16 protein-coding genes are annotated in these 20,511 nt (G+C 64.4%); 9 read left to right on the forward strand and 7 right to left on the reverse strand.

The genetic code is table 11. The features are described from left to right. Positions 1-182: 182 nt before the first annotated feature. Genes BKG76_RS05620 through BKG76_RS05635 form a run of 4 tightly spaced genes read left to right on the forward strand, consistent with a single transcriptional unit; the run spans position 183 to position 7,641 of the window. On the forward strand, positions 183-1,604 hold the full coding sequence (locus BKG76_RS05620; protein WP_083337947.1) for a condensation domain-containing protein: 1,422 nt from the start codon (positions 183-185) through the stop codon (positions 1,602-1,604). Positions 1,605-1,636: 32 nt separating this feature from the next. After that, on the forward strand, positions 1,637-4,645 hold the full coding sequence (locus BKG76_RS05625) for an MMPL/RND family transporter (protein ID WP_070936574.1): 3,009 nt from the start codon (positions 1,637-1,639) through the stop codon (positions 4,643-4,645). A 53-nt stretch (positions 4,646-4,698) separates the two neighbouring features. Continuing rightward, the gene (pe, locus tag BKG76_RS05630) at positions 4,699-5,865 is read left to right on the forward strand and encodes an acyltransferase PE (RefSeq protein WP_070936575.1); all 1,167 of its coding nucleotides are present in this window, start codon (positions 4,699-4,701) and stop codon (positions 5,863-5,865) included. A gap of 24 nt (positions 5,866-5,889) precedes the next feature. After that, positions 5,890-7,641 (forward strand): AMP-binding protein, encoded by a 1,752-nt coding sequence (locus BKG76_RS05635; protein ID WP_078282622.1) that lies wholly within the window; start codon positions 5,890-5,892, stop codon positions 7,639-7,641. Positions 7,642-7,651: 10 nt separating this feature from the next. Here BKG76_RS05635 and BKG76_RS05640 read toward each other — a convergent pair whose 3' ends face one another. Then, positions 7,652-8,305 (reverse strand): GAP family protein, encoded by a 654-nt coding sequence (locus BKG76_RS05640; RefSeq protein ID WP_070936577.1) that lies wholly within the window; start codon positions 8,303-8,305, stop codon positions 7,652-7,654. A gap of 5 nt (positions 8,306-8,310) precedes the next feature. Next, positions 8,311-8,958 carry a pyridoxamine 5'-phosphate oxidase gene (gene pdxH, locus BKG76_RS05645; RefSeq protein ID WP_070936901.1) on the reverse strand — a complete coding sequence of 216 codons (648 nt, stop codon included), beginning with the start codon at positions 8,956-8,958 and terminating at the stop codon, positions 8,311-8,313. Between the two features lie 121 nt (positions 8,959-9,079). Between pdxH and BKG76_RS05650 the strand changes: the two genes are divergently transcribed. Together BKG76_RS05650 and BKG76_RS05655 are read left to right on the forward strand one after the other, a co-directional pair. Then, positions 9,080-10,216 carry a citrate synthase 2 gene (locus BKG76_RS05650; RefSeq protein ID WP_070936578.1) on the forward strand — a complete coding sequence of 379 codons (1,137 nt, stop codon included), beginning with the start codon at positions 9,080-9,082 and terminating at the stop codon, positions 10,214-10,216. Positions 10,217-10,265: 49 nt separating this feature from the next. Beyond that, complete coding sequence (locus tag BKG76_RS05655) at positions 10,266-10,730, forward strand: VOC family protein (RefSeq protein WP_070936579.1); 465 nt, start codon at positions 10,266-10,268, stop codon at positions 10,728-10,730. A gap of 3 nt (positions 10,731-10,733) precedes the next feature. On the opposite strand, the gene BKG76_RS05660 is transcribed toward BKG76_RS05655, so the two are convergent. Both BKG76_RS05660 and BKG76_RS05665 read right to left on the reverse strand, forming a co-directional pair. Beyond that, a complete protein-coding gene (locus BKG76_RS05660) occupies positions 10,734-12,416 on the reverse strand; it encodes an FAD-dependent oxidoreductase (RefSeq protein WP_070936580.1) in 1,683 nt (560 codons plus the stop codon). Beyond that, positions 12,416-13,471, reverse strand: a complete 1,056-nt coding sequence (locus tag BKG76_RS05665) for an AurF N-oxygenase family protein (RefSeq protein ID WP_070936581.1) — start codon at positions 13,469-13,471, stop codon at positions 12,416-12,418. The genes BKG76_RS05660 and BKG76_RS05665 overlap by 1 nt, the downstream gene beginning before the upstream one ends. 200 nt (positions 13,472-13,671) lie before the next feature. Here BKG76_RS05665 and serC point away from each other — a divergent pair, with 200 nt between their 5' ends. After that, the gene (gene serC, locus BKG76_RS05670) at positions 13,672-14,787 is read left to right on the forward strand and encodes a phosphoserine transaminase (protein WP_070936582.1); all 1,116 of its coding nucleotides are present in this window, start codon (positions 13,672-13,674) and stop codon (positions 14,785-14,787) included. Positions 14,788-14,862: 75 nt separating this feature from the next. On the opposite strand, the gene BKG76_RS05675 is transcribed toward serC, so the two are convergent. Both BKG76_RS05675 and BKG76_RS05680 read right to left on the reverse strand, forming a co-directional pair. Continuing rightward, positions 14,863-16,749 carry a glycosyltransferase family 39 protein gene (locus tag BKG76_RS05675; protein ID WP_070936583.1) on the reverse strand — a complete coding sequence of 629 codons (1,887 nt, stop codon included), beginning with the start codon at positions 16,747-16,749 and terminating at the stop codon, positions 14,863-14,865. Beyond that, positions 16,746-17,969 (reverse strand): bifunctional glycosyltransferase family 2/GtrA family protein, encoded by a 1,224-nt coding sequence (locus tag BKG76_RS05680; protein WP_083337948.1) that lies wholly within the window; start codon positions 17,967-17,969, stop codon positions 16,746-16,748. The genes BKG76_RS05675 and BKG76_RS05680 overlap by 4 nt, the downstream gene beginning before the upstream one ends. 232 nt (positions 17,970-18,201) lie before the next feature. Here BKG76_RS05680 and BKG76_RS05685 point away from each other — a divergent pair, with 232 nt between their 5' ends. Together BKG76_RS05685 and BKG76_RS05690 are read left to right on the forward strand one after the other, a co-directional pair. Beyond that, complete coding sequence (locus BKG76_RS05685) at positions 18,202-19,206, forward strand: alpha/beta hydrolase family protein (RefSeq protein WP_070936903.1); 1,005 nt, start codon at positions 18,202-18,204, stop codon at positions 19,204-19,206. Positions 19,207-19,211: 5 nt separating this feature from the next. Then, positions 19,212-19,595: a hypothetical protein gene (locus tag BKG76_RS05690; RefSeq protein WP_070936584.1), complete on the forward strand. Its 384-nt coding sequence runs from the start codon at positions 19,212-19,214 to the stop codon at positions 19,593-19,595. Here BKG76_RS05690 and BKG76_RS05695 read toward each other — a convergent pair. Then, positions 19,588-20,448 (reverse strand): PaaX family transcriptional regulator C-terminal domain-containing protein, encoded by an 861-nt coding sequence (locus tag BKG76_RS05695; RefSeq protein WP_070936904.1) that lies wholly within the window; start codon positions 20,446-20,448, stop codon positions 19,588-19,590. The two genes, BKG76_RS05690 and BKG76_RS05695, sit on opposite strands and share 8 nt — an antisense overlap. Positions 20,449-20,511: the final 63 nt, after the last annotated feature.

The following is a 20,511-nucleotide window of genomic DNA, read 5'->3' on the forward strand; positions in this document are numbered from 1 at the left end:
ACTGTTGTTCCCAAATTTCATAGTTCCTAGGACAGTCAGTTCTAGTTATTACCGGTATGCCATGTGGCGCATGGGGTTTCCGGGGTTCGGTTGACCGGCGACCATGCCGACAAACCGAGGGTATGTTGGGCCAGCGATGAGAGATGCCGGAGCGGGGCCGGCCGAGCGAGAGGGACGGCGTTTTGCGCATTGGCACGATAACGGTTGGGGCACTTGACGAATGGACGTTGAGTCCGGGCTCGGTCACCTCCTGGCACCCCACCTCGACAGCCGCCGAGAAAGCCCGGCAGGCTCCTGTGAGTTCGGTGCCAGTCAGCTACATGCAGACTCAGCATCTCCGTAATTACTACGAACGCAACACCGCGGGACAGAACTTTTCCCGCCAGATCATCGCCAGCTGTGACGTTCCTGGGAATTGTGACATCGCCGCCATGGACCATGCCCTGAACACCTATCTGCGCCGGCATGACACCTTCCGCAGCTGGTTCGAGCGCACCGACGATGGTGAGTTCATCAGGCACTCCATCAGCGATCCCAGTGAGATCGAATTCGCGCCTGTAACGCAAGGGCATATGTCTGTCGATGAGATACGTAGTCATGTCATCGATATACCGAGTCCACTGGAATGGGGGTGCTTCACCTTTGGAATCGTCCAGAGCGAGAACCACTTCACGTTCTTCGCCGCCATGGATCACGTGCATGGCGACGCGACGTTGATCGGCACCACCATGATGGAAGCCAACGGGATGTACTCCGCGTTGAGCGGGGGCGGCCAGCCCCTCACGCTTCCCGATGCCGGCAGCTTCGATGACTTCTGTACTCGCGAAAGGGAATTCACATCGGCGTTGACCCTGGACTCGCCGGGCGTACAGGCGTGGGTCGACTTTGCCGAGAACAACAACGGAACCTTCCCCGAGTTCCCGCTTCCGCTGGGTAACCCGTCGGAGTCCACCAACAGCACCATGACCTCGTTGCTCCTGCTGAACCCGGAGCAGACGGATCGCTACGACTCCGCCTGCTCGGCAGCCGGCGCACGATTTGTCGGCGGGTTGTTCGCCTGCCTGGGTCTGGTCGAGCACGAATTCACCGGGGCGCTCACGTATTACGGGCTGACCCCGAGAGATTCCCGCACAGCTAGCGACAACTTCATGACACAAGGCTGGTTTACCGGGCTGATCCCGATCACCGTCCCGATCGCGGCAACCTCATTCAACGACGCCGCCTACGCGGCGCAGACCGCTTTCGATTCCAGCCTGGACATGGCCCGAGTGCCGTACTACCGGGTGCTGGAACTGGCACCGTGGTTGAAATGGCCGCAGCCGAACTTTCCGGTGTCGAACTTCTTCCACGGTGGTGCCGCACCACTCAACGCGATCCTCGCGGCGGGCGAGCTGGGCCTGGCCAACAACATCGGCATCTACCCGGACGGCCGGTTCTCCTACCAGTTGACCATCTACATATTCCGGTACGGCGAGGGCACGGCGATGGCGATCATGCATCCCGACAATCCGATCGCCGAAAAGTCAGCCCTGCGCTACATGGAGGCAATGAAGTCGGTGTGCGTGCGCGTCGCTGACACCGGCCACTGGGGACGCGTCGCGTAGCTTGGCGACATCAGAGTGATGGTGAGGAACATATGCGGCGGCTAGCCGATCTCGTGGTGCGATGGCCATGGGCGGTGATCGGCGCTTGGGTTGCGCTGGCGATAGCCCTGCCGCTGACCTTCCCCTCACTGACCGAAATGGCGGAGAAGCATCCGCTGGCCATCTTGCCCGCCGACGCACCATCGAGTGTCACGGCCAAGAAGATGACCGAGGCGTTCCACGAATCGAGCAACGACGACCTGCTGCTGGTCGTATTCATCAACGAGAACGGCCTGGGGCCCGACGACTCCGCGGCCTACCGCAAGGTGGTCGACGCGCTGCGGCACGACCTGACCAGCGTCGTGTCCGTACAGGACTTCATCGGCACGCCCGAGCTACGAAAGTTCCTGACGAGTCAGGACAACAAGACCTGGGTTCTGCCGATCGGCCTCGCGGGCGAGTTGGGCACACCCAAGGCCTTCGACTCGTACAACCGGGTGACGAGCCTCATTCAGCACAGCATCGACGGCAGTCCGACCTCCGTGCACATCACCGGTCCCGCGGCCACCGTCGCCGACCTCACCGTCGCCGGCCAGCAGGATCGCCTGCCGATCGAGCTCGCGATCGCCGTCCTGGTGCTCGCGGTGCTGCTACTGGTCTATCGCAGCGCGCTGACGATGATGCTTCCGCTGGTGACCATCGGCTCCTCGCTGGTCATCGCGCAGTCCGTGGTGGCGGCATACTCGCAGCTGACGGGCGCGGGCGTCTCGAACCAATCCATCGTGTTCCTGAGCGCGATCTTGGCCGGCGCCGGCACGGACTACGCGGTATTCCTCATCAGTCGCTATCACGACTATCTGCGGTCGGGTAAGACCTATGACCAGGCGGTCAGGGCCGCGATGATGTCGATCGGAAAGGTGATCACCGCATCCGCCACCACGGTCGGTATCACCTTCCTACTCTTGAGCTTCGCCAAGATGGGCGTCTTCCAGACCGTCGGGATCTCGTCGGCGATCGGCATCGGTGTCGCATACCTGTCCGGCCTGACTCTGCTGCCCGCAATCCTCGTGCTCGCCGGACCCCGCGGCTGGGTCAAGCCGCGGCGCGAACTGACTGCCCAGTTCTGGCGGCGGTCGGGTATCCGCATCGTCCGTCGGCCCATTCCGCATCTGGTGGCCAGCGTGCTGGTGTTGGCGCTGCTGGGCAGCTGCGCGCTGCTCGCGCGCTACAACTACGACGACCGCAAGGCCGTCTCGCCGTCGGCACCGAGCTCGGTCGGATACGCCGCGCTGGAGCGCCACTTCCCTCTCAGCCAATCGATCCCCGAATACATCCTCATTCAGTCGCCGCGCGACCTGCGCACCCCGCAGGCCCTCGCCGACTTGGAACAGATGGCCTCGCGCATCGCGCAGCTGCCCGACGTGGGCCTGGTCAGCGGGGTCACTCGCCCGCTCGGTGAGGTACCGCCCGAGTTCCGGGCCACGTATCAGGCCGGACTTGTGGGCACCCGGCTGGCCGACGGCTCCAACCAGATCAACCAGCGCAGCAGTGACCTCAATCGACTCACGTCCGGCGCGAACACCCTGGCCGGCAGCCTTACCGATCTGCGCAATCAGCTCAACAAGATCACCCCCGGTCTGCAAAGTCTGCTCGAGGCGTCGAACTCGCTGAAGACCAAGTCCGGTGGCGACGAGCTGGTGCGGAACGTGGACAACGCCGCCAAACTCGTCGACGAGATCAACGCACTGGCCAACGACATGGGATGGAACTTCTCCGCCGCGAAGGACATGTTCGGCTGGATCAACCCGGTGCTGGCAGCACTCCAGGGCAACCCGGTCTGCGACGCCGACACCTCGTGCAGCAACACTCGTGGCCAGTTCGAACGTCTTGTCGGCGAGCGCAACAGCGGTCGCCTCGACGAGATCGAGCGGCTCGCGCGCCAGCTCGGGAACTCCTCGGGCAACAAGGCGACCCTCTCCACGACGGTGACCAAACTGAACGCCTCGCTGCTCAGTGTCGTCAATGGCCTTCATGCCATGGGCCTGGACAAACCCGGTGGCCCGCAGGCCGGACTCAACCAGTTGCGGCAGGGCGCCGACCGCCTGGCCGGTGGCAGCCAGCAGGTGGCCGGTGGTGTGGATCAGCTCGTCGGACAGATCAAGGTGATCGTCAACGGCCTCAACCAGGCATCGAACTTCCTGCTGACGATGAAGACCAATGCCGCGGACCCGTCACAGGCGGGCTTCAACATTCCCGCCGAGGTGCTGAACAACCCGGACTTCCAGCGCGCGGCCAAGGCGTTCATCTCACCGGACGGCCACTCCGTGCGGTACCTGGTCCAGACGAAGCTCAACCCGTTCAGCCCCGAGGCGATGGACCAGGTCAACGTGATCAGTGACGTGGCCAAGGGCGCCCAGCCCAACACCACGCTGGCCGACGCCACGATATCGATGGGCGGGTTCCCCACCGCGCTGCGGGACACGCGCGACTACTACCAGCACGACATCCAGTTCATCATCGCGGCGACGCTCATTGTCGTTCTGCTGACATTGATGGTGTTGCTGCGCGCGATCGTCGCACCGCTGTATCTCGTCGGTTCCGTGGTGCTGTCGTACTTCGCGGCGATCGGCATCGGGGTGCTGACATTCCAGTTCCTCCTCGGTGAGCCGCTGCATTGGACCGTGCCGCCTTTGGCCTTCGTGGTGCTGGTCGCGGTGGGTGCCGACTACAACATGCTGTTCGTGTCGCGAATGCGCGACGAGTCGGCGAGCAGTGTGCGCTACGGCATCATCCGCGCCCTGAATTCCACGGGCGGCGTCATCACGGCGGCCGGACTGATCTTCGCTGCGTCGGTGGGCGGCCTGCTCTTCTCTAGCATTGGAATCGTGGTCCAGGGCGGCTTCGTGATCGGCGTGGGAATTCTGCTGGACACCTTCGTGGTCCGGACCATCACGGTGCCGGCCATCGCGGCACTGGTAGGCAAGGCCAACTGGTGGCCGTCGCAGGTCAGCGCACGTCCGAAAGCGTCGGCTAAACCCCAGGCCGCCACGCCGACGGTTTAGCAAGCACCCGTTATGTATGTGAGACTGAAAACGAAGTTGAGTCAGGAGCACGGATGAAAGACCTCCTCGCAGGCGCCGCAGTACTGGTAGTTGCCTGCGTAACAGGATGTCTTGGCATCCCGTCCGCGATGGCCGACGACCAGCAGGTTCCCGGCCCGCCCATCCCGATGGTCACACCGGATGGGACGGTCCTGGCCGCCCCATCGTCGCCGGACCGGACCGCGTACGCCCTGGGCGGTGCGCATGTGCTCGGCATCCCGTATGACGAGTACATCCGGATGACCGGCAAGGACTGGTTCCCCAACATGAAGCGGGCCAATATCTGGTACCCCGCGGGACAGGTTCAGGGCCACACCCTGGAACGCTTCTTCCCCGGCATCGGTCCGATCGGTGAGAAAATCCTGCCCGGCCTGGGTCTGGACGGTCCCAGCATCGGCGAGTCGATCGACATCGGGGAACCCAATCTCGAAAACGCCGTGCGTACCGGCGGTCCTGGCACGGCGATGGGATTGTCCGAGGGCGCGCTGGTACTCAACGCGGTCAAGAATGCGCTGGCGACGGATCCCACCGCACCGTCTCCGGATTCACTGACATTCGCGACGTTCGGTGACCCGATCGCGAAGAGCCCCTTCAGCGAAAGCTTCTTGACCCAGAACTTCGCTCCCGGCTCCGTGGTGCCGTTCATGGACTATCCGGTACCGGCCCGGGTGGACAGCCAGTACCACACCGACCAGTTCATCTCCGCGTACGACAGCATCGCCGACTGGCCGGACCGGCCGGACAACCTGTTCGCGGTCGCCAACGCCATCGCCGGTCTGGCCACCGGTCACACCGCGATTGCCTTCACCAACCCGAAAATGGTTCCGGCGCGGAACATCAGGACAGAGTTCAACTCCCGGGGAGGGTCGACGACGACCTATTTCATCCCCGAGCAGCACCTTCCCCTGGTGCTGGGCTTCAAGTATCTCGGAGTGCCCGAGGAAACACTGAACAGGCTGGACGCGATCCTGCAGCCGCGCGTGGACGCCGGCTATTCGCGCAACGACGATCCGGCAACGGCGCCGATCACGGTCGACCCGACGCAGGGCTTCGACCCTGCGAAGGTCACGGCGCCCGCCTCGCAGGCGACATTCGGTGGCGGATCCGATCCGATTTCCCAGATCACCAGCGGCGCTTTGGCCGTTCTGGGCAACGGCACCCGCCAGACCCCTCCCAATTAAGCACCGCATGACTTGGACAAAAATATGACACCTTCAACCCAGTCATCCATCCTGTCGATGTTGCACGGCCGTGCCAGCCTGCGCCCGGACGACATCGCCTTCACGTTCACCGACTACACCAACAACCCGGCTGGTGTCGCCGAGAGCCTGACCTGGTCGCAGCTGTCGCGCCGCACTTTCAACGTGGCCCGCGAGCTCAGCCAGCACGCGTCGCCCGGCGACAGGGCGTTGATCCTGGCTCCACAAAGCCTCGAGTACATCCTGGCGTTCCTCGGCTCCATGCAGGCCGGGCTGATCGCGGTGCCGCTGCCGCTGCCGCACCGCGGCTCGAGCTTTGACCGGGTCAGTGCCGTCTTCGATGACACGTCACCGTCCGTGGTGCTCACAACATCGGCAGTCGCTGAAGACGTCGGCGACTACGTCGACCAGTCGCGCCTCGATATCGCCCCGAAGATCCTCGAAATCGACGCCCTACGCCTCGACGTCGACGCCGGACCCAGCATCGCACCGGGCGATATGCCCAATATCGCGTACCTGCAGTACAGCTCGGGTTCCACCCGCACACCCACCGGCGTCATGCTCTCGCACCGCAACCTTCAGGTGAACTTCGAGCAGTTGATGCGCAGCTTCTTCGTGGACACCGGCTCCACGATCCCGTCGACCGCCACCATCGTGTCGTGGCTGCCCTTCTATCACGACATGGGCTTGGTGCTGGGTGTCTGCGCCCCCATCCTGGGCGGCTATCGCGCCGACTTGACCAGCCCACTGGCCTTCCTGGAAAAACCGTCCCGCTGGGTGCGGGCGCTGGCCACGAATCCGCACGCCTGGTCGTCGGCACCCAACTTTGCCTTCGACATGGCGGCCCGCAAGACAACAGACGCCGACCTGGCAGGGCTTGACCTTGGTGGGGTCCTCGGCATCATCAGCGGCGCCGAGCGGGTCGAGCAGGCCACCTTGCAACGCTTCGTCGATCGGTTCGCTCACTTCAATTTCCGGGACTCCATGATGCGTCCCTCCTACGGGCTGGCGGAGGCGACGGTGTTCGTGGCCTCCGGGACCTGGAGCGAATCGGAGCCCGCAGCCCACTTCGACGTCGAGGAGCTCTCCGCGGGCCGCGTGCAGCGTTGCGCGGCCGGGGCCGGCACGGCGCTGATCAAATACCATGCGCCGCGATCCCCCATCCTTCGGATCATCGACAGCGACACCCACCGGGAGTGCCTGCCGGACGTGGTGGGCGAGATCTGGGTGCACGGTGAAAACGTCGCCTCCGGCTACTGGCGCAAGTCCCCCGAGGAGCAGCGCTGCTTCGGGGCGAAGATCGTCGACCCGTCGTCCGGTACTCCGGACGGCCCGTGGCTGCGAACCGGTGACCTCGGCTTCGTCTCCGAGGGTGAGCTGTTTATCGTCGGCCGCATCAAGGATCTGCTGATCATCCGCGGGCGTAATTACTACCCCGAAGACATCGAGGCAACGGTTCAGGAGATCAGCCGCGGCCGCGTCGCCGCGATATCGGTGCCGTTCGACAGCACCGAAAAGCTGGTCACCATCATCGAGCTCAAGACGCGCGGCGATTCCGATATCGAGGCCGTCAAGAGCGAGATCACCTCGGCGATTTCGAACGCCCACGGCGTGAATGTCGGGGATATCGTTCTCGTGCCACCGGGGTCGCTGCCCACCACGACCAGCGGCAAGATCCGGCGTCGCTCGTGTGTCGAGCAGTACGTCCAGAACGAGTTCACCCGATTGGATGCGGACTCTCCGGTGGGTGTTGCCTGACCTTCGGGTGTCAGATACCGGCCAGGCCGACCGCGAGCAACACGCATCCGACCACGGCTAGCACCAGCGCAATATTGCGGCGGCGGTTGGACTGTATCCAGCTGTTGAGCCTCTCCATCGCCTCGCCGGTCCGCTCCGGCGCCACGGCGTGCGCGAGGAAGGGAATCTCCACCAGCGCAAAAGCGATGACGTTGAACATCAGCAGCGCGGTGACCTGCGTGGCCGCCGGGGAACCCGAGGCCACGATCACTGCCAGTGCGGCCAGGAAGTCCACCGACGGCAGCGCAATCCCCAGCCCCGCGACGGCTGCCACCCAGAGCGAGCCACCCGTCGCGATCGCCTGAATGCGTGCGGAGACCTTGTCCAGCTGTGCGTTGGGGGCCGGTCCACGCAGCCGGGAGGCCAACAAGGCGGCGACCAGAAGCGCCGCCACCCCGATGCCGACCTGCACCCGAGGCAACGTGAAATGAGCCGACCCGGTCGATACGTTCCGGAAGGCGAACAGCACCACCAGACCCACGGCCATTCCCATCACGAACCCACCGGATAGGAACGCGAACAGCTGCAGCAGGGGGCGCGGACGATTCAGCATCAGCACCGTCATGCCCAGACGGAAGGGTTCGAAGCTGACGGCGATGGCCATCACGAGCAGTGTGATCCACATGGTTGTCAGGGCTGCAACCGCTGCACCCGACCGTCAGCGACGACGATCCGGTTGTGCACACGGTTCTCCCGGCCCTGCCAGAACTCGACATTCTCGGGGGCGATGACATATCCGCCCCATTGCGGGGGCACCGGTATCTGATCCAGATCGGCGAACCGTTGGGTGATGTCATCGAGCTGGGCCAACAACGCCGCTCGGGACTCGATGGGCGCGGACTGCTGTGAGGCCCACGCCCCCAGCTGTGAACCGCGCGGCCGCTTGGCCCAGTAGTCGGCGGTCTGCGCCGGATCGACTTTGGTCACCCGGCCGCGCACATGCACCTGGCGCCCCAGCGCGTACCAGGGGAACGTGACGCTGGCGTACGGCGCCTCGTCGAGCTGGCGCCCCTTGGCGGAGTCGTAGTTTGAGAAGAACGTCACACCCGCCGGGTCGAACCCCTTGCACAGCACTGTGCGCGTTACCGGCCGGCCGTTGTCGACGGTGGCGAGCACCATCGCATTCGGTTCGGGGATGCCAGAGGCCACCGCGAGGTCAAACCACTTGTGCAACAAGGGAAGCCAGCCGTCGGCGAGCCAGTCGGCGTCCAGATCACCACTGCCGTCCTTCTCTCCGGGGCGGTAGTCAGAGCGCAGCCATTCGGTCACGAAAATCACGCTACAGGCGACCCCCATCGCCGCATCTAAGAGACACCGACCTGACTAAGAACTGGCCTTATTTGCGAGTGCAAGAATCGCCTTTACCGAGTTGTTACCCACAGGTAGGGAGTCGAGAATCATGACGGTTGCAGCGCCGCTACCAGCGGATTTCGCACCTGGACTGGAAGGCGTGACCGCCTTCGCCACCGAAATAGCCGAGCCCGACAAGGACGGCGGTTCACTGCGCTACCGCGGTGTCGACATCGAGGACCTGGTCGCCCAGCGGGTGACCTTCGGCGATGTGTGGGCACTGTTGGTCGATGGCAAGTTCGGCCAGGGACTCCCGCCGGCCGAGCCATTCCCCATCCCGGTACACACCGGGGACGTCCGTGTGGACGTACAGGCCGGGCTCGCCATGCTGGCACCTATCTGGGGTTTTGAGCCGCTACTGGACACCGAGGACTCCCTCGCGCGTCACCAGCTTGCGCGCGCCTCGGCCATGGCGCTCTCCTACGTCGCGCAGTCGGCGCGGGGCAACTCCCAGCCCGCCGTTCCGCAGCTGATTATCGACGAATGTTCAACCGTCACATCGCGTTTCATGACCCGCTGGCAGGGTGATCCCGACCCCAAGCATGTCGAGGCCATCGACGCGTACTGGGTTTCGGCCGCCGAGCACGGCATGAACGCTTCGACGTTCACCGCCCGCGTCATCGCGTCCACCGGTGCCGACGCGGCCGCCGCGCTCTCCGGCGCGGTCGGTGCGATGAGCGGTCCGCTGCATGGTGGCGCACCCGCGCGCGTGCTGCCGATGATCGAGCAGGCCGAGAAGACCGGTGACCCCCGCGGTGTCATCAAGGGCATCCTGGACCGCCGCGAAAAGCTCATGGGCTTCGGACACCGGGTGTACCGCGCCGAGGACCCGCGTGCGCGCGTGCTGCGCAGCACCGCCAAACGCCTCGGGGCCGCCCGCTACGAGGTAGCAGCCGCCCTCGAGCAGGCCGCCCTTGCCGAGCTGCGGGAACGCCGTCCCGACCGCATCATCGAGACCAATGTCGAGTTCTGGGCCGCCGTCATCCTCGACTTCGCCGAGGTACCGACCCGGATGATGCCCGCGATGTTCACCTGCGCCCGCACCGCGGGGTGGAGCGCACACATCATGGAGCAGAAGCGACTCGGCAAGCTGGTGCGTCCGGCCGCGCTGTATGTCGGCCCGGGACCGCGCACCATCGAATCCGTCGACGGATACGGTCTGCTGCACGCCCGCGTCGGGGCGTAAGTATCCGAACGCCTGGCGTCACTCTGCGTGAGGTGGTTGGGTAGGTCATATGACCTCCGAAGTACCTCCCGTAGCACCCTCCGTTTCCCCGTACATCATCGTCGAGGACTCACGCGCGGCCATCGAGTTCTACAAGAACGCCTTTGGCGCCGAGGAACTCGGCCTGCTGGAGACTCCTGACGGCAAGGTGATGCACGCCGCCGTCAAGATCAACGGCACGACGATCATGATGAACGACGACTTCCCCGAGTACAACGACGGCAAGTCCAGCACTCCCACGGCGCTCGGCGGCACCCCCGTCACCATCCATCTGACGGTGCCCAATGTCGACGACTGGTTCCAGCGCGCGGTCGATGCCGGAGCGAGCATCGAGATGCCGCTCGAGGACCAGTTCTGGGGCGACCGCTTCGGCGTCATCAAAGACCCGTTCGGCCACCAGTGGTCCCTGGGTCAGCCCGTCAAGGTGGTTGACCCCGAAGAACTCAAGAAGTACGTGGCCAGCGGCGGCGAGTAAGCCCTACCGGAGCAGGTCTTCCAGCACCGAACCACGAATCGCCTTGCGCCACAACGGTGGTTGCGGGGCATTCGCAGCGACGCGCAGCATCTCGGGCACCGAGACGAACTTGTCACGGGGACGGCCCTCGCCCTTGCCGCGCGCGATTTCCGCGCGGTCGATGGCCAGCCAGCCCTCGTGATCGATGATCGTCGGTTGACGCCGCTGGATCAGCTTGGCCAGGCCCGACAGTCGTTGCGTCGGATCGGCGAGGAGTCCGTTGTTGTAATCCTCGACCAGCGAGGTCACGGTCTGCTGCGAGCACGACTTGTTGGTTCCGATGAACCCGGTCGGACCGCGCTTGATCCATCCCGCCACGTAGGTGCCGGGATGCGCCTTACCGGTGGATGAATCTGTCACGCGCCCTTGCTCATTCGGGATGGTCCCGCGCTCGTTGTCGAACGGCACGTCGGGCATCGGGACACCGCGATAGCCGATCGAGGTGAGGAACAGACCAGCCTTGATGGTGTCGGACGCATCGCCGTGTTCGAACTCGATACCTTCCACGCGGCCCTCGCCCAACACCTTGGCCGGGGTGCGGTTGTAGGCGAAGCGGATGGTCTTACCGCCCGGCTCCCGCGCCTCACGCGGGCAGGTGCTGAGCACCTCCAGCTTCTGCCGGGTCAGCGGTTCCAGATGCGTCTGCAGCGCTTGATCAACGAGGTCGGCCGTCTCTTGGTCGATGACGACCGTCATGTCGGGCAGTCCGACGAGCCCGAGGAGCTCCGGCAGGGTGAACGCCGAGTGCTCGGGGCCGCGGCGGCCGACGATGACCACCTCGCGCAACTTGCTGTTGCGCAGCGCAGTCAGCGCGGTATCCGAAATATCGGTGCGCGCAAGACGATCGGTGTTTCCGGTGAGCACCCGCGCAACGTCGAGCGCCACGTTTCCGTTGCCGATGACGACGGCACGTTCGTGGTCGAGGTCGACCCGGAAATCGCTGTAGTCGGGGTGCGCGTTGATCCAGGCGACCACCTGGGTGGCGGTGGCATTGCCCGGCAGTTCGATCCCGGGGATGTCCAGGCGACGATCCGAGGAGGCGCCGACGGAGTAGATCACCGCATGGTGATGCGCCAGTAGTTCCTCGTGGCTGATGTCCTTACCGACCTCGACGTTCAAGTAGAACTCGAAGTTGGGCTGTGCAGCCATCGTGTCGAAGAGCTTGGTCACCCGCTTGGTCTGCTGGTGGTCGGGGGCCACCCCGGCACGCACCAAACCGTATGGGGCGGGCAGCCTTTCGAACATGTTGACCTTCACGTTCGGCTGAGTCAGCAGCTCGTCGGCGGCATACATGGCCGCCGGGCCGGAGCCCACGATCGCCACCTTCAGTGCCCGGCCGGTCTCACGCACCGGCGGCGCCTGAATGACCGGAGCCAAACTGGCGCGAGGGATTTCGCGCGGATAAAACTCGGAGTTGATCCGCAGGAAGGGCAGCTGCTCTTCCTTGAGGACCGAGTCCGGCTTGATGGCGTCGACCGGGCAGGCGGCGACGCAAGCACCACAGTCGACGCACGAGGAGGCGTCGATGTGCAGCATCTCCGCCTTGAGGAAATCGGGTTCGTCAGGCGTGGGGTGAATGCAGTTGACCGGGCACGCGTAAACGCACGACCCCTCGTTACAGCACGCCTGGGTAACGACGTGTGGCATCAGGCGGGAACAGCGCTGTGTGAATCAGACACCGCGGCCTCGGGGGCCGAGTAGTTCACCAGCGGACCGCGCTGCGGCTCGCTGCGGTAGCGGGCTGCCCGGCCATCGATGTGCAGCAGTCTCCACACCAGCTTGGCGACCGGGTTCATCATGCCAACCTCACGGCACAGCATCCGAACGTCGGAGAAGACCTCGCTCATGGTCTGGCGCGAGGCCGGACTCTTCCAGAAGATCTCCTTCATCACGTCCTGCGGGATGTCGAACTTCTTGGCGAAGCTACGCGGCGGCGTCATGATCGCGCCCATCAGCACCCGCATGGTGATGGGGGTGGCGATGGACAGCACGAAGCGGTTGAGCCAGTGCATGCTCGGGACGCGCTTACGCAGGTACTCGTGCGCGAACGAGATGTGCCGGGCTTCCTCGGCCACGTGGATCTCCATGACGCGCTTCATGATCGGGTGCAGGTTGTCACCCTCGCGCAGCACGTTCTTCTGGGTGTGATCGATCGGCTCCTCGCCGGCGAGGACGCCCACGAAGAACATCTCCGGGAAGGGGGTGGCGGCCAGCGGGACGAACGGCGATAGCCAGCGCAGCAGGCGCGGCATTCCGGGCACGTCGACGCCGAGGCGGTTCACCATCTCCTGGAACATCAGGGTGTGGTTGCACTCTTCGATGGATTCGTGGTTCAGGTAACGGAACTCCGGGGATCCGTTGGGCACGCTGAAGGCGTACTGGATCAGGCCACGGATCAGGATGCTCTCGAAGTGCAGGCCCACCTTGGCGACGTTGGCCTGGCGCCACATACCGATCTCGATCTGCTTTTCCAGCGACTGCGCCTGGTACCAGGGGTGCCGGCCGAAGGGATCGGTCCGGTGCGGAAGCACCCAGCGCGGGTCATTGGGGGTGACGGCGTATTCAGGCGCGTCCCAGTCGATATCGATGAACGGGTCGAAGTTCCGGTTCGTCGATCCGTGCGACAGGGTCTCGAGCACCTGGACGTACTTGGCATCGCCACGCACTTCCTTCTTTGCGCGCAACTTCTCGCGGAGCGACATGCCAATCTCCTTTGATTAGGTAACGGACCTGCAAACTTTTACGTTCGGGGGCTACTTGGAAGTCTACAAGCTCTGGGCGAGTGTAAACAGGGCGAGAAGGCCCTATCTAGGTTTGGGACGAAACGTCCCATGTGACGTTCCCTGCGGGCTTTGTTTTATGTGAGGCAGGTCTCATTGGGCCACCGTTTAGGCTGGTAGTCGTGGCTGAATTGACCATCCCCGCTGACCTGCTCCCCGCCGACGGACGTTTCGGCTGTGGCCCCTCCAAAGTGCGGCCCGAACAGCTGCAATCACTCGTGTCCGCCGGCGCTTCCCTCTTCGGCACCTCGCACCGGCAAGCGCCGGTCAAGAACCTCGTGGGTCGCGTCCGCGAGGGCCTCAAGGAGCTGTTCTCCGCTCCCGACGGCTACGAGGTGATCCTTGGCAACGGCGGCTCGACCCTGTTCTGGGATGCGGCCGCGTTTGGCCTGATCCGCGAGAAGTCGCTGCACCTGACCTTCGGCGAGTTCAGCGCCAAGTTCGCCTCCTGCGTGGCCAAGAACCCGTTCGTCGGTGACCCCATCACGGTGGTCGCGGATGCGGGTAGCGCACCTGCCCCCGTGTCGGACCCGTCCGCCGATGTCATCGCGTGGGCTCACAACGAGACGTCGACCGGTGTCATGGTGCCGGTGCAGCGTCCCGCCGGTTCGGAGAACGCGCTGGTGCTGATCGACGCGACCTCCGGTGCGGGCGGCCTGCCGGTGGATCTGTCCGAGGTGGACGCCTACTACTTCGCGCCGCAGAAGAACTTCGCCGGCGACGGCGGACTGTGGCTGTCCATCATGAGCCCCGCCGCCCTGGAACGAGTGGCGGAGATCGGCGGCAGCGGACGCTGGGTGCCCGACATTCTGTCGCTGCCCATCGCGGTGGAGAACAGCCTCAAGAACCAGACGTACAACACCCCCGCCATCGGAACGTTGCTGCTGCTGGCCGATCAGATCGACTGGCTGCTGAGCAACGGCGGCCTGGACTGGGCCACCAAGCGGACCGCCGACTCGGCATCGCGGCTGTACTCCTGGGCCGAAGCCACCTCGTACACGACGCCCTTCGTGGCGGACCCGGCGCAGCGTTCGCAGGTGGTGGGCACCATCGACTTCAACGACGACGTGGATGCCGCCGCTGTCGCGAAGGTATTGCGCGCCAACGGTGTTGTGGACACCGAGCCGTACCGCAAGCTGGGCCGCAACCAGCTGCGGGTGGCCATGTTCGCGGCCATCGACCCGGAGGACATCTCCAAGCTGACGCAGTGCGTCGACTGGGTCGTCGAGCGCCTCTGACTCAATGCTCCTCGGCTCGAGCGGGAAGCTCGCACGGAAAAGCACAAAGCCGCGCCAGGTTCCCGCTCGACGGGGCTACCGCACCGTCAGGTCGTAGACATCGACATCGTCGACGGTCTGCTTGGTGAAGGTGCGCTCCACCCACTCCTGAATGGACTTCGAGGTCTCGCTACCCGGGGCACCGAACCCCTCGCCGGCGTGGTTGCCGCGCTCCCCATCGAGGAAGTAGTGGATCTGTCCATCCGCCACGTACTGCTGGAATTGCGCCAGTGTCGGTGACGGGTCGGTTCCGTTGAACCCACCGATGGGCATCACCGGCCGACGAGTGGCCAGCTGATATCCCGACGCTTGGTTGGAGCCGATCGCCGCAGCCACCCAGGTGTAGTGATCGGCGTTGTCCTGCAGGGCGGCAACGATATTCGGGCCCGGGTCACTCCCGTCCAGCAGACTGCCACCGCGCTTGGATCCGGGTTCGAATTCGGGCCGATGTTTGCGCTCGGGCATATCCGGGAACTCCGGGAAGCCGCCGCCCTTCACCTCGGGTCCGGCAGAGGGAAGCGCCCCGCTGTGCGGGGTGGCAATGGTCTGTACGGAGTATGCGACCGGTCCGGCCAGTGCCACGACCAGCGCGGCGGCGACAACAGCAGTGGGATACCTGGTGAGTACCAGTCCGATGAGCGCAAGTACACCCAGGGCCACGATCGACCAGCGCAGCCACGGTAGGAACTCCGGCGACCGCCCCAGCAGCAGCCACGCCATCGCCACGGTGAGCACCAGAGCGGTCGCGACGCAGGCGCGCACCCAAGGTTTTTCACGTTCACTCCAGGCCAGTGCCGACCCTGCGCCCACGAGTGCGGCGACGGCGGGCGTCAAGGCCATGGAGTAATAGGGGTGGAAGATGCCCTGCATATAGCTGAACACGCCCCCGGTGGTGAGTACCCACAACCCGAAGACGGTGAGCACCGCACGCCGCGCATCGGTGCGAGAGTTTTTGCGTAACAGCACTATTCCCAAAACTGCGAGAAACAGTGCTGTGGGCAGCAACCAGGCGATCTGGCCACCGAGTGCGGGCTGGAACAGCCTGCCGATTCCGGGTTCGCTGCCGAAGTGGCCGCCGAAGGCTTCCATGCCCTCCCGCGGTCCCGAGGCACTGCCCTTCTCGTTGCCGTTGATACGGCCCAGTCCGTTGTAGCCCAACGTGAGCTCGAGAATCGAGTTGTCGGGCGATCCGCCGATCCACGGGCGCGAGCCCGGCGGCCACAGCTCGACCGCGGCGATCCACCATCCCGCCGACACCACTGCTGCGGCTGCCGATCCGGCGAGCTGCGCCAACCGCTTGCCAACGCCCACCGGGCCGGCGATCAGGTAGGTCAGCGCGATGGGCGGGATGACCAGTAAGACCTGTAGCTGCTTGGTCAGGAACCCCAATCCGACGAAGACACCAATGAGCAGCAGCCACCGGGTGCGTCCATCGTCGATGGCACGCATCATCGCCCACACGGCGGCGATCATCAGGAACACCAACAGGGCATCCGGGTTGTTGAATCGGAACATCAACACGGCCACCGGTGTCACCGCGAGTACCAGGCCGGCCAGCAGACCGGCACCATGCCCGAAGTATCGGCGAATGATCACGTAGAGCAGGCCGACGGATGCCACACCGAGCAGCACCTGCGGCACCAAGATGCTCCAGCTGCTCAGCCCGAAGACACGCACCGACAGTTCCATGAGCCACAGCGAGGCCGGTGGCTTATCGACGGTGATCGAGTTCGCGGCGTCCGAGGATCCGAAGAAGCCGGCCTTCCACGAGACCGAACCGGCCTGGACCGCAGCCGAATAGAACGAGTTGGCCCAGCCGTTGGAGCTGAGATTGACCAGGTATGCGACGGCCGTGCCCACCAACAGCAGAGTCACCGAAAGCGGCTCGCGGGCGAACCCGCGAGCCGTCATCGAAACAGTCATCGGCTATGCGAGCTTCGGAATACCCAACGCAGCCCGACGAATCGGACCAGTGTGGCAACGAGGTTGGCGATGGTCAGCACGATCAGCAACACGTGTTTGGAGGCGTCCGGGACCAGGTGATGCATCGCGACGAGGGACCCGCTGGTCAGGGCGAGCCCTATCCCGAAGATGACAAGCCCCTGGAACTGATGCTTGGCGACATTGCGCCGCCCACGCACCCCGAAGGTGAAGATGCGATTGGCGGAGGTGTTGAGCACCGCGGTGATGAGCAGTGCCAGGAAGTTGGCCACCTGGTCACCGACCATGCCGTGCAGCACCAAGAACAAGATCGCATAGGCCAATGTGCTTGCCACACCGATGATCCCGAACCGCACCAGCTGGCCGACCATACCGGGCGGCACGCCCTCCACGAGCGGTTCGCGGCCCAGGCTGTGCCGGAGCTCCTCCAACGGCAGGGTGCCCAACATGAGGGCGCGGCCCAACCGCCAGATCCCGAGCAGATCCTTGCGGACGGTGTCGACGATGTCGACCCGGCTGTCCGGGTCATCGACCCAATCGACGGGCACCTCGTGGATACGCAGGCCTACCCGTTCGGCGAGCACCAGCAGCTCGGTGTCGAAGAACCATTCCTTGTCTTCGACCAATGGCAGCAGTTGGCGCGCCACGTCGGTGCGGATTGCCTTGAACCCACATTGAGCGTCGGAGAACCGGACCTGCAGCGAGGCGTGCAAGATCAGGTTGTAGGTGCGTGAGATGAACTCGCGCTTGGGGCCGCGGACCACACGGGAGTTGCGATTGAGCCGTGAGCCGTACGCGACATCCGAATGGCCGGAGATCAGCGGCGCGACAAGCGGCATGAGCGCATTGAGGTCGGTGGACAGATCCACGTCGCAGTAGGCGACCACCTCCGCATCCGAGGAGAGCCAGGCCGCGGCCAAGGCCCGTCCCCGGCCCTTCTCCTCCAGGTGCAGCACCTCGACCCCGTCGAGCTCCTCGGACAGCCGATGCGCAATCTGCAGCGTGCCGTCGATGCTGGCGTTGTCGGCGATGGTGATCCGCGAGGAGTACGGAACCTCGCTGGCCAGGAATGCGTGTAGCCGGCGCACACATGGCTCGAGGTCGTTCTCCTCGTTGTACACGGGGATCACGATGTCGAGGGTCGTCGCGCGGATTGCGGTCGGTGCCGTCGCTGTGTCGATCGGCTGCATCACACTGGTCACGACACTCACAATGCTTGTTTCGACTCTGTTGTCACTGGGTTGCCGCTGCGAGTTTCCTGTGAACGGTTATCCCGAGGTAGAGCGCGCACCTTGCGGCGGCGATTGACGCGGCCTTCCGCCCAGCACAGATCTCGCCCGAGAATCGGCAATCCCAGCACCCGCCAGTATCTATCACTACTGATACGATCGTCTTGTGTTCAATAGTTTCTATCCACGGTGGAGCGAGCGGCCCATGCTCATCGCCGCCGCCTGTGTGATCGCACTGGTCCTCGGCACCGGTGGCTGGGTCATCTACGCCAATGACTTCGCGATCAGAGAAGAACGGTTGACGATCCCCGGCTCGGTGCAACCGCTCCAGGCCACCCTGGCGCTGCCCAAACACGGCAACGGCCCCTTCGGTCTGGTGGTGTTCGTGCACGGGGACGGACCCGCCAATGCAACGAGAGACGACTTCTACAAACCGATCTGGGAGTCGTTCGCGAAGGCCGGATACGCCTCATTGTCGTGGAACAAGCCCGGAATCGAAGGTGCTGCGGGCAATTGGCTGGATCAAAGCATGCACGACCGTGCCGCCGAAGCCGAGGCCGCAATCGACTGGGCTCGTACCCGTACCGACATCGACCCTCGCCGCATCGGGATGTGGGGTATCAGCCAAGGAGGATGGGTGGTGCCCGACGTCGCGGCGCATCGGCCCGATCTGCAATTCGTCATCCTCGTCGGTGCGGCGGTGAATTGGCTGCGGCAGAGCGAATTCAACATGCTGGCCGAGATGCGGCACCGAGGCGCCTCGCAATCCGAGATCGCCGTGGCCCTGGACCATCACAACGCGACGTTGAAACCGCTGCGCGACAACGGGACCTACGATCAGTATCTTGCAGCCCAAAAGGATTCGGATCCCATGTCTGCGGATCGCTGGAACTTCGTCCGCAAGAACTACCTGTCGGACGTCACCGACGCCCTACCTCAGGTCAAGGTGCCGGTCCTGCTGGCGCTGGGCGATGAAGATCTCAACGTCGACGTCAACGAGACCGAGCGGGTCTACCGCCGGATACTGGCGCCGCCGCAGTTGACGGTGCAGCGGTACCCGAACGCATCGCACAGCATCGTGAAGGCAGATCTCGACAACGACCAGACGTGGCGCTCGACACTGATCGCGGTGTTCAGCCCGCGTTCTCTCTATGCCCCCGGATATTTGGACAACTTGCGAAACTACGTTGCGGGACAACCAGTGCGCTGAACACGATGGGCAAACGGTGCATGACACAGCGACTGACGTTCTACGAAGCAGCTGGTGCGGTCACTCTCGCGGCGGCGACGGCGCCCTTCTCCACTCCTTGGGCGGGCGCCCCGCCGCTGTGGGCGCAGTTACTCGGCCTGATGTTTCTGCTCGCCATGCTCGCCGCCAACCTATTGACCGCGCGCCGTATCGGCGCCGCAGTGACGCTCGCGAGCCTCAACGACGTTCTGCGCCTTCGCCTCACCATCGGGGCATACGTGTTGGCGCTGTTTGTACTCTTTCCGCTGCCACCGTCATGGGGATGGTTCTGGTTCGCGCTGACAATTTTGGGCGCCTTGCTGGGCAGCGCGACACTGGCGCGGATACTGCGTACCGATCCGTTCAGATGATCTGCCGAATGGCATCGCTGTACCAGCGGAACAGCCGAATGGGTTGGTCGGCTTCAGTTTTGGCAAGCTCAGCCCAGCCTGCCGCGACCGCAGCCCGGGCGGCTGTACCCACCCACGGCTGTGGGAGCAACTGCGGTGGCAGCAGCGGGTCGAACTCGACCGCCTGCGTGAACTCCGCCGCCAGCGCGATGGCCAGGGTCAGTAGTTCGGTCGGTGATGCGCCGCGTACCGCACGAAGGATCCCGTCGGCCACCGCCAGCAGCCTGCGGTGGCGCTCGGCGATCGTATCGATCGGCCACAGCCGCTGGGCCAGTTCACGCGCCCCGGACTGGCCGCCGAGCACGAGGTCGGTCGTGGTGAACGTCGTGACATGTTCGCTCACGCCGAACTGGTGCGCGGCCACGCCGATCCGGGACTCCCAGGGGTTGGCGCACACGTAGAGACCACCCTGGATTGACGCGCCGCCCAACCGCACGATCGCTTCACGCATCGCGTCGCGGGCCGAACGAGCGGATTCGGGTACGGCGAACGCGACAAGGTGCCACCGGTCATCCCATGGGACAAGTCCGCGATCCTGTTCGTACATGTAGCGCACGAATTCCAGATCCGGTTCGAGGGTGCTCCTCGTCGCCCCGGTGGCATGCAGGATTGCCTTGCGACCCCGGCCTTCTTGGGTGAAACGCCCCTCCGCGACAAGGCGTTTGACGCACAGCCGGACCTGTTGGTCGCTCATACCAAGGACGTTGGCGACGTCGTAGAGCTCACCGGCCGCAATCGTCGCGTCTTCACGAATCATGCTTTCGACCACGGTCCGGGTGGAGACGTCGGAGTTCAGGATGTGTTGGATGTCCAAAACATTCACCTCACGAATCGGTCACCATGCGAATTGTGTTCAATCATCCTACGTTCGGTACCG

The sequence above is a fragment of the Mycobacteroides franklinii genome, from assembly GCF_001853795.1.
GTDB lineage: Bacteria > Actinomycetota > Actinomycetes > Mycobacteriales > Mycobacteriaceae > Mycobacterium > Mycobacterium franklinii.

Bases quoted from the DNA above. Each gene is read 5' to 3' on its own strand.
- BKG76_RS05665 (WP_070936581.1), bottom strand. From the start codon at position 13,471: ATGTCGCTCCGCGAGAAGTTGCGCGCAAAGAAGGAAGTGCGTGGCGAT.
- BKG76_RS05690 (WP_070936584.1), top strand. From the start codon at position 19,212: ATGGGCAAACGGTGCATGACACAGCGACTGACGTTCTACGAAGCAGCT.
- BKG76_RS05635 (WP_078282622.1), top strand. From the start codon at position 5,890: ATGACACCTTCAACCCAGTCATCCATCCTGTCGATGTTGCACGGCCGT.
- BKG76_RS05650 (WP_070936578.1), top strand. From the start codon at position 9,080: ATGACGGTTGCAGCGCCGCTACCAGCGGATTTCGCACCTGGACTGGAA.
- BKG76_RS05675 (WP_070936583.1), bottom strand. From the start codon at position 16,749: ATGACTGTTTCGATGACGGCTCGCGGGTTCGCCCGCGAGCCGCTTTCG.
- BKG76_RS05655 (WP_070936579.1), top strand. From the start codon at position 10,266: ATGACCTCCGAAGTACCTCCCGTAGCACCCTCCGTTTCCCCGTACATC.
- BKG76_RS05640 (WP_070936577.1), bottom strand. From the start codon at position 8,305: ATGTGGATCACACTGCTCGTGATGGCCATCGCCGTCAGCTTCGAACCC.
- BKG76_RS05625 (WP_070936574.1), top strand. From the start codon at position 1,637: ATGCGGCGGCTAGCCGATCTCGTGGTGCGATGGCCATGGGCGGTGATC.
- BKG76_RS05660 (WP_070936580.1), bottom strand. From the start codon at position 12,416: ATGCCACACGTCGTTACCCAGGCGTGCTGTAACGAGGGGTCGTGCGTT.
- BKG76_RS05685 (WP_070936903.1), top strand. From the start codon at position 18,202: ATGCTCATCGCCGCCGCCTGTGTGATCGCACTGGTCCTCGGCACCGGT.
- pe (WP_070936575.1), top strand. From the start codon at position 4,699: ATGAAAGACCTCCTCGCAGGCGCCGCAGTACTGGTAGTTGCCTGCGTA.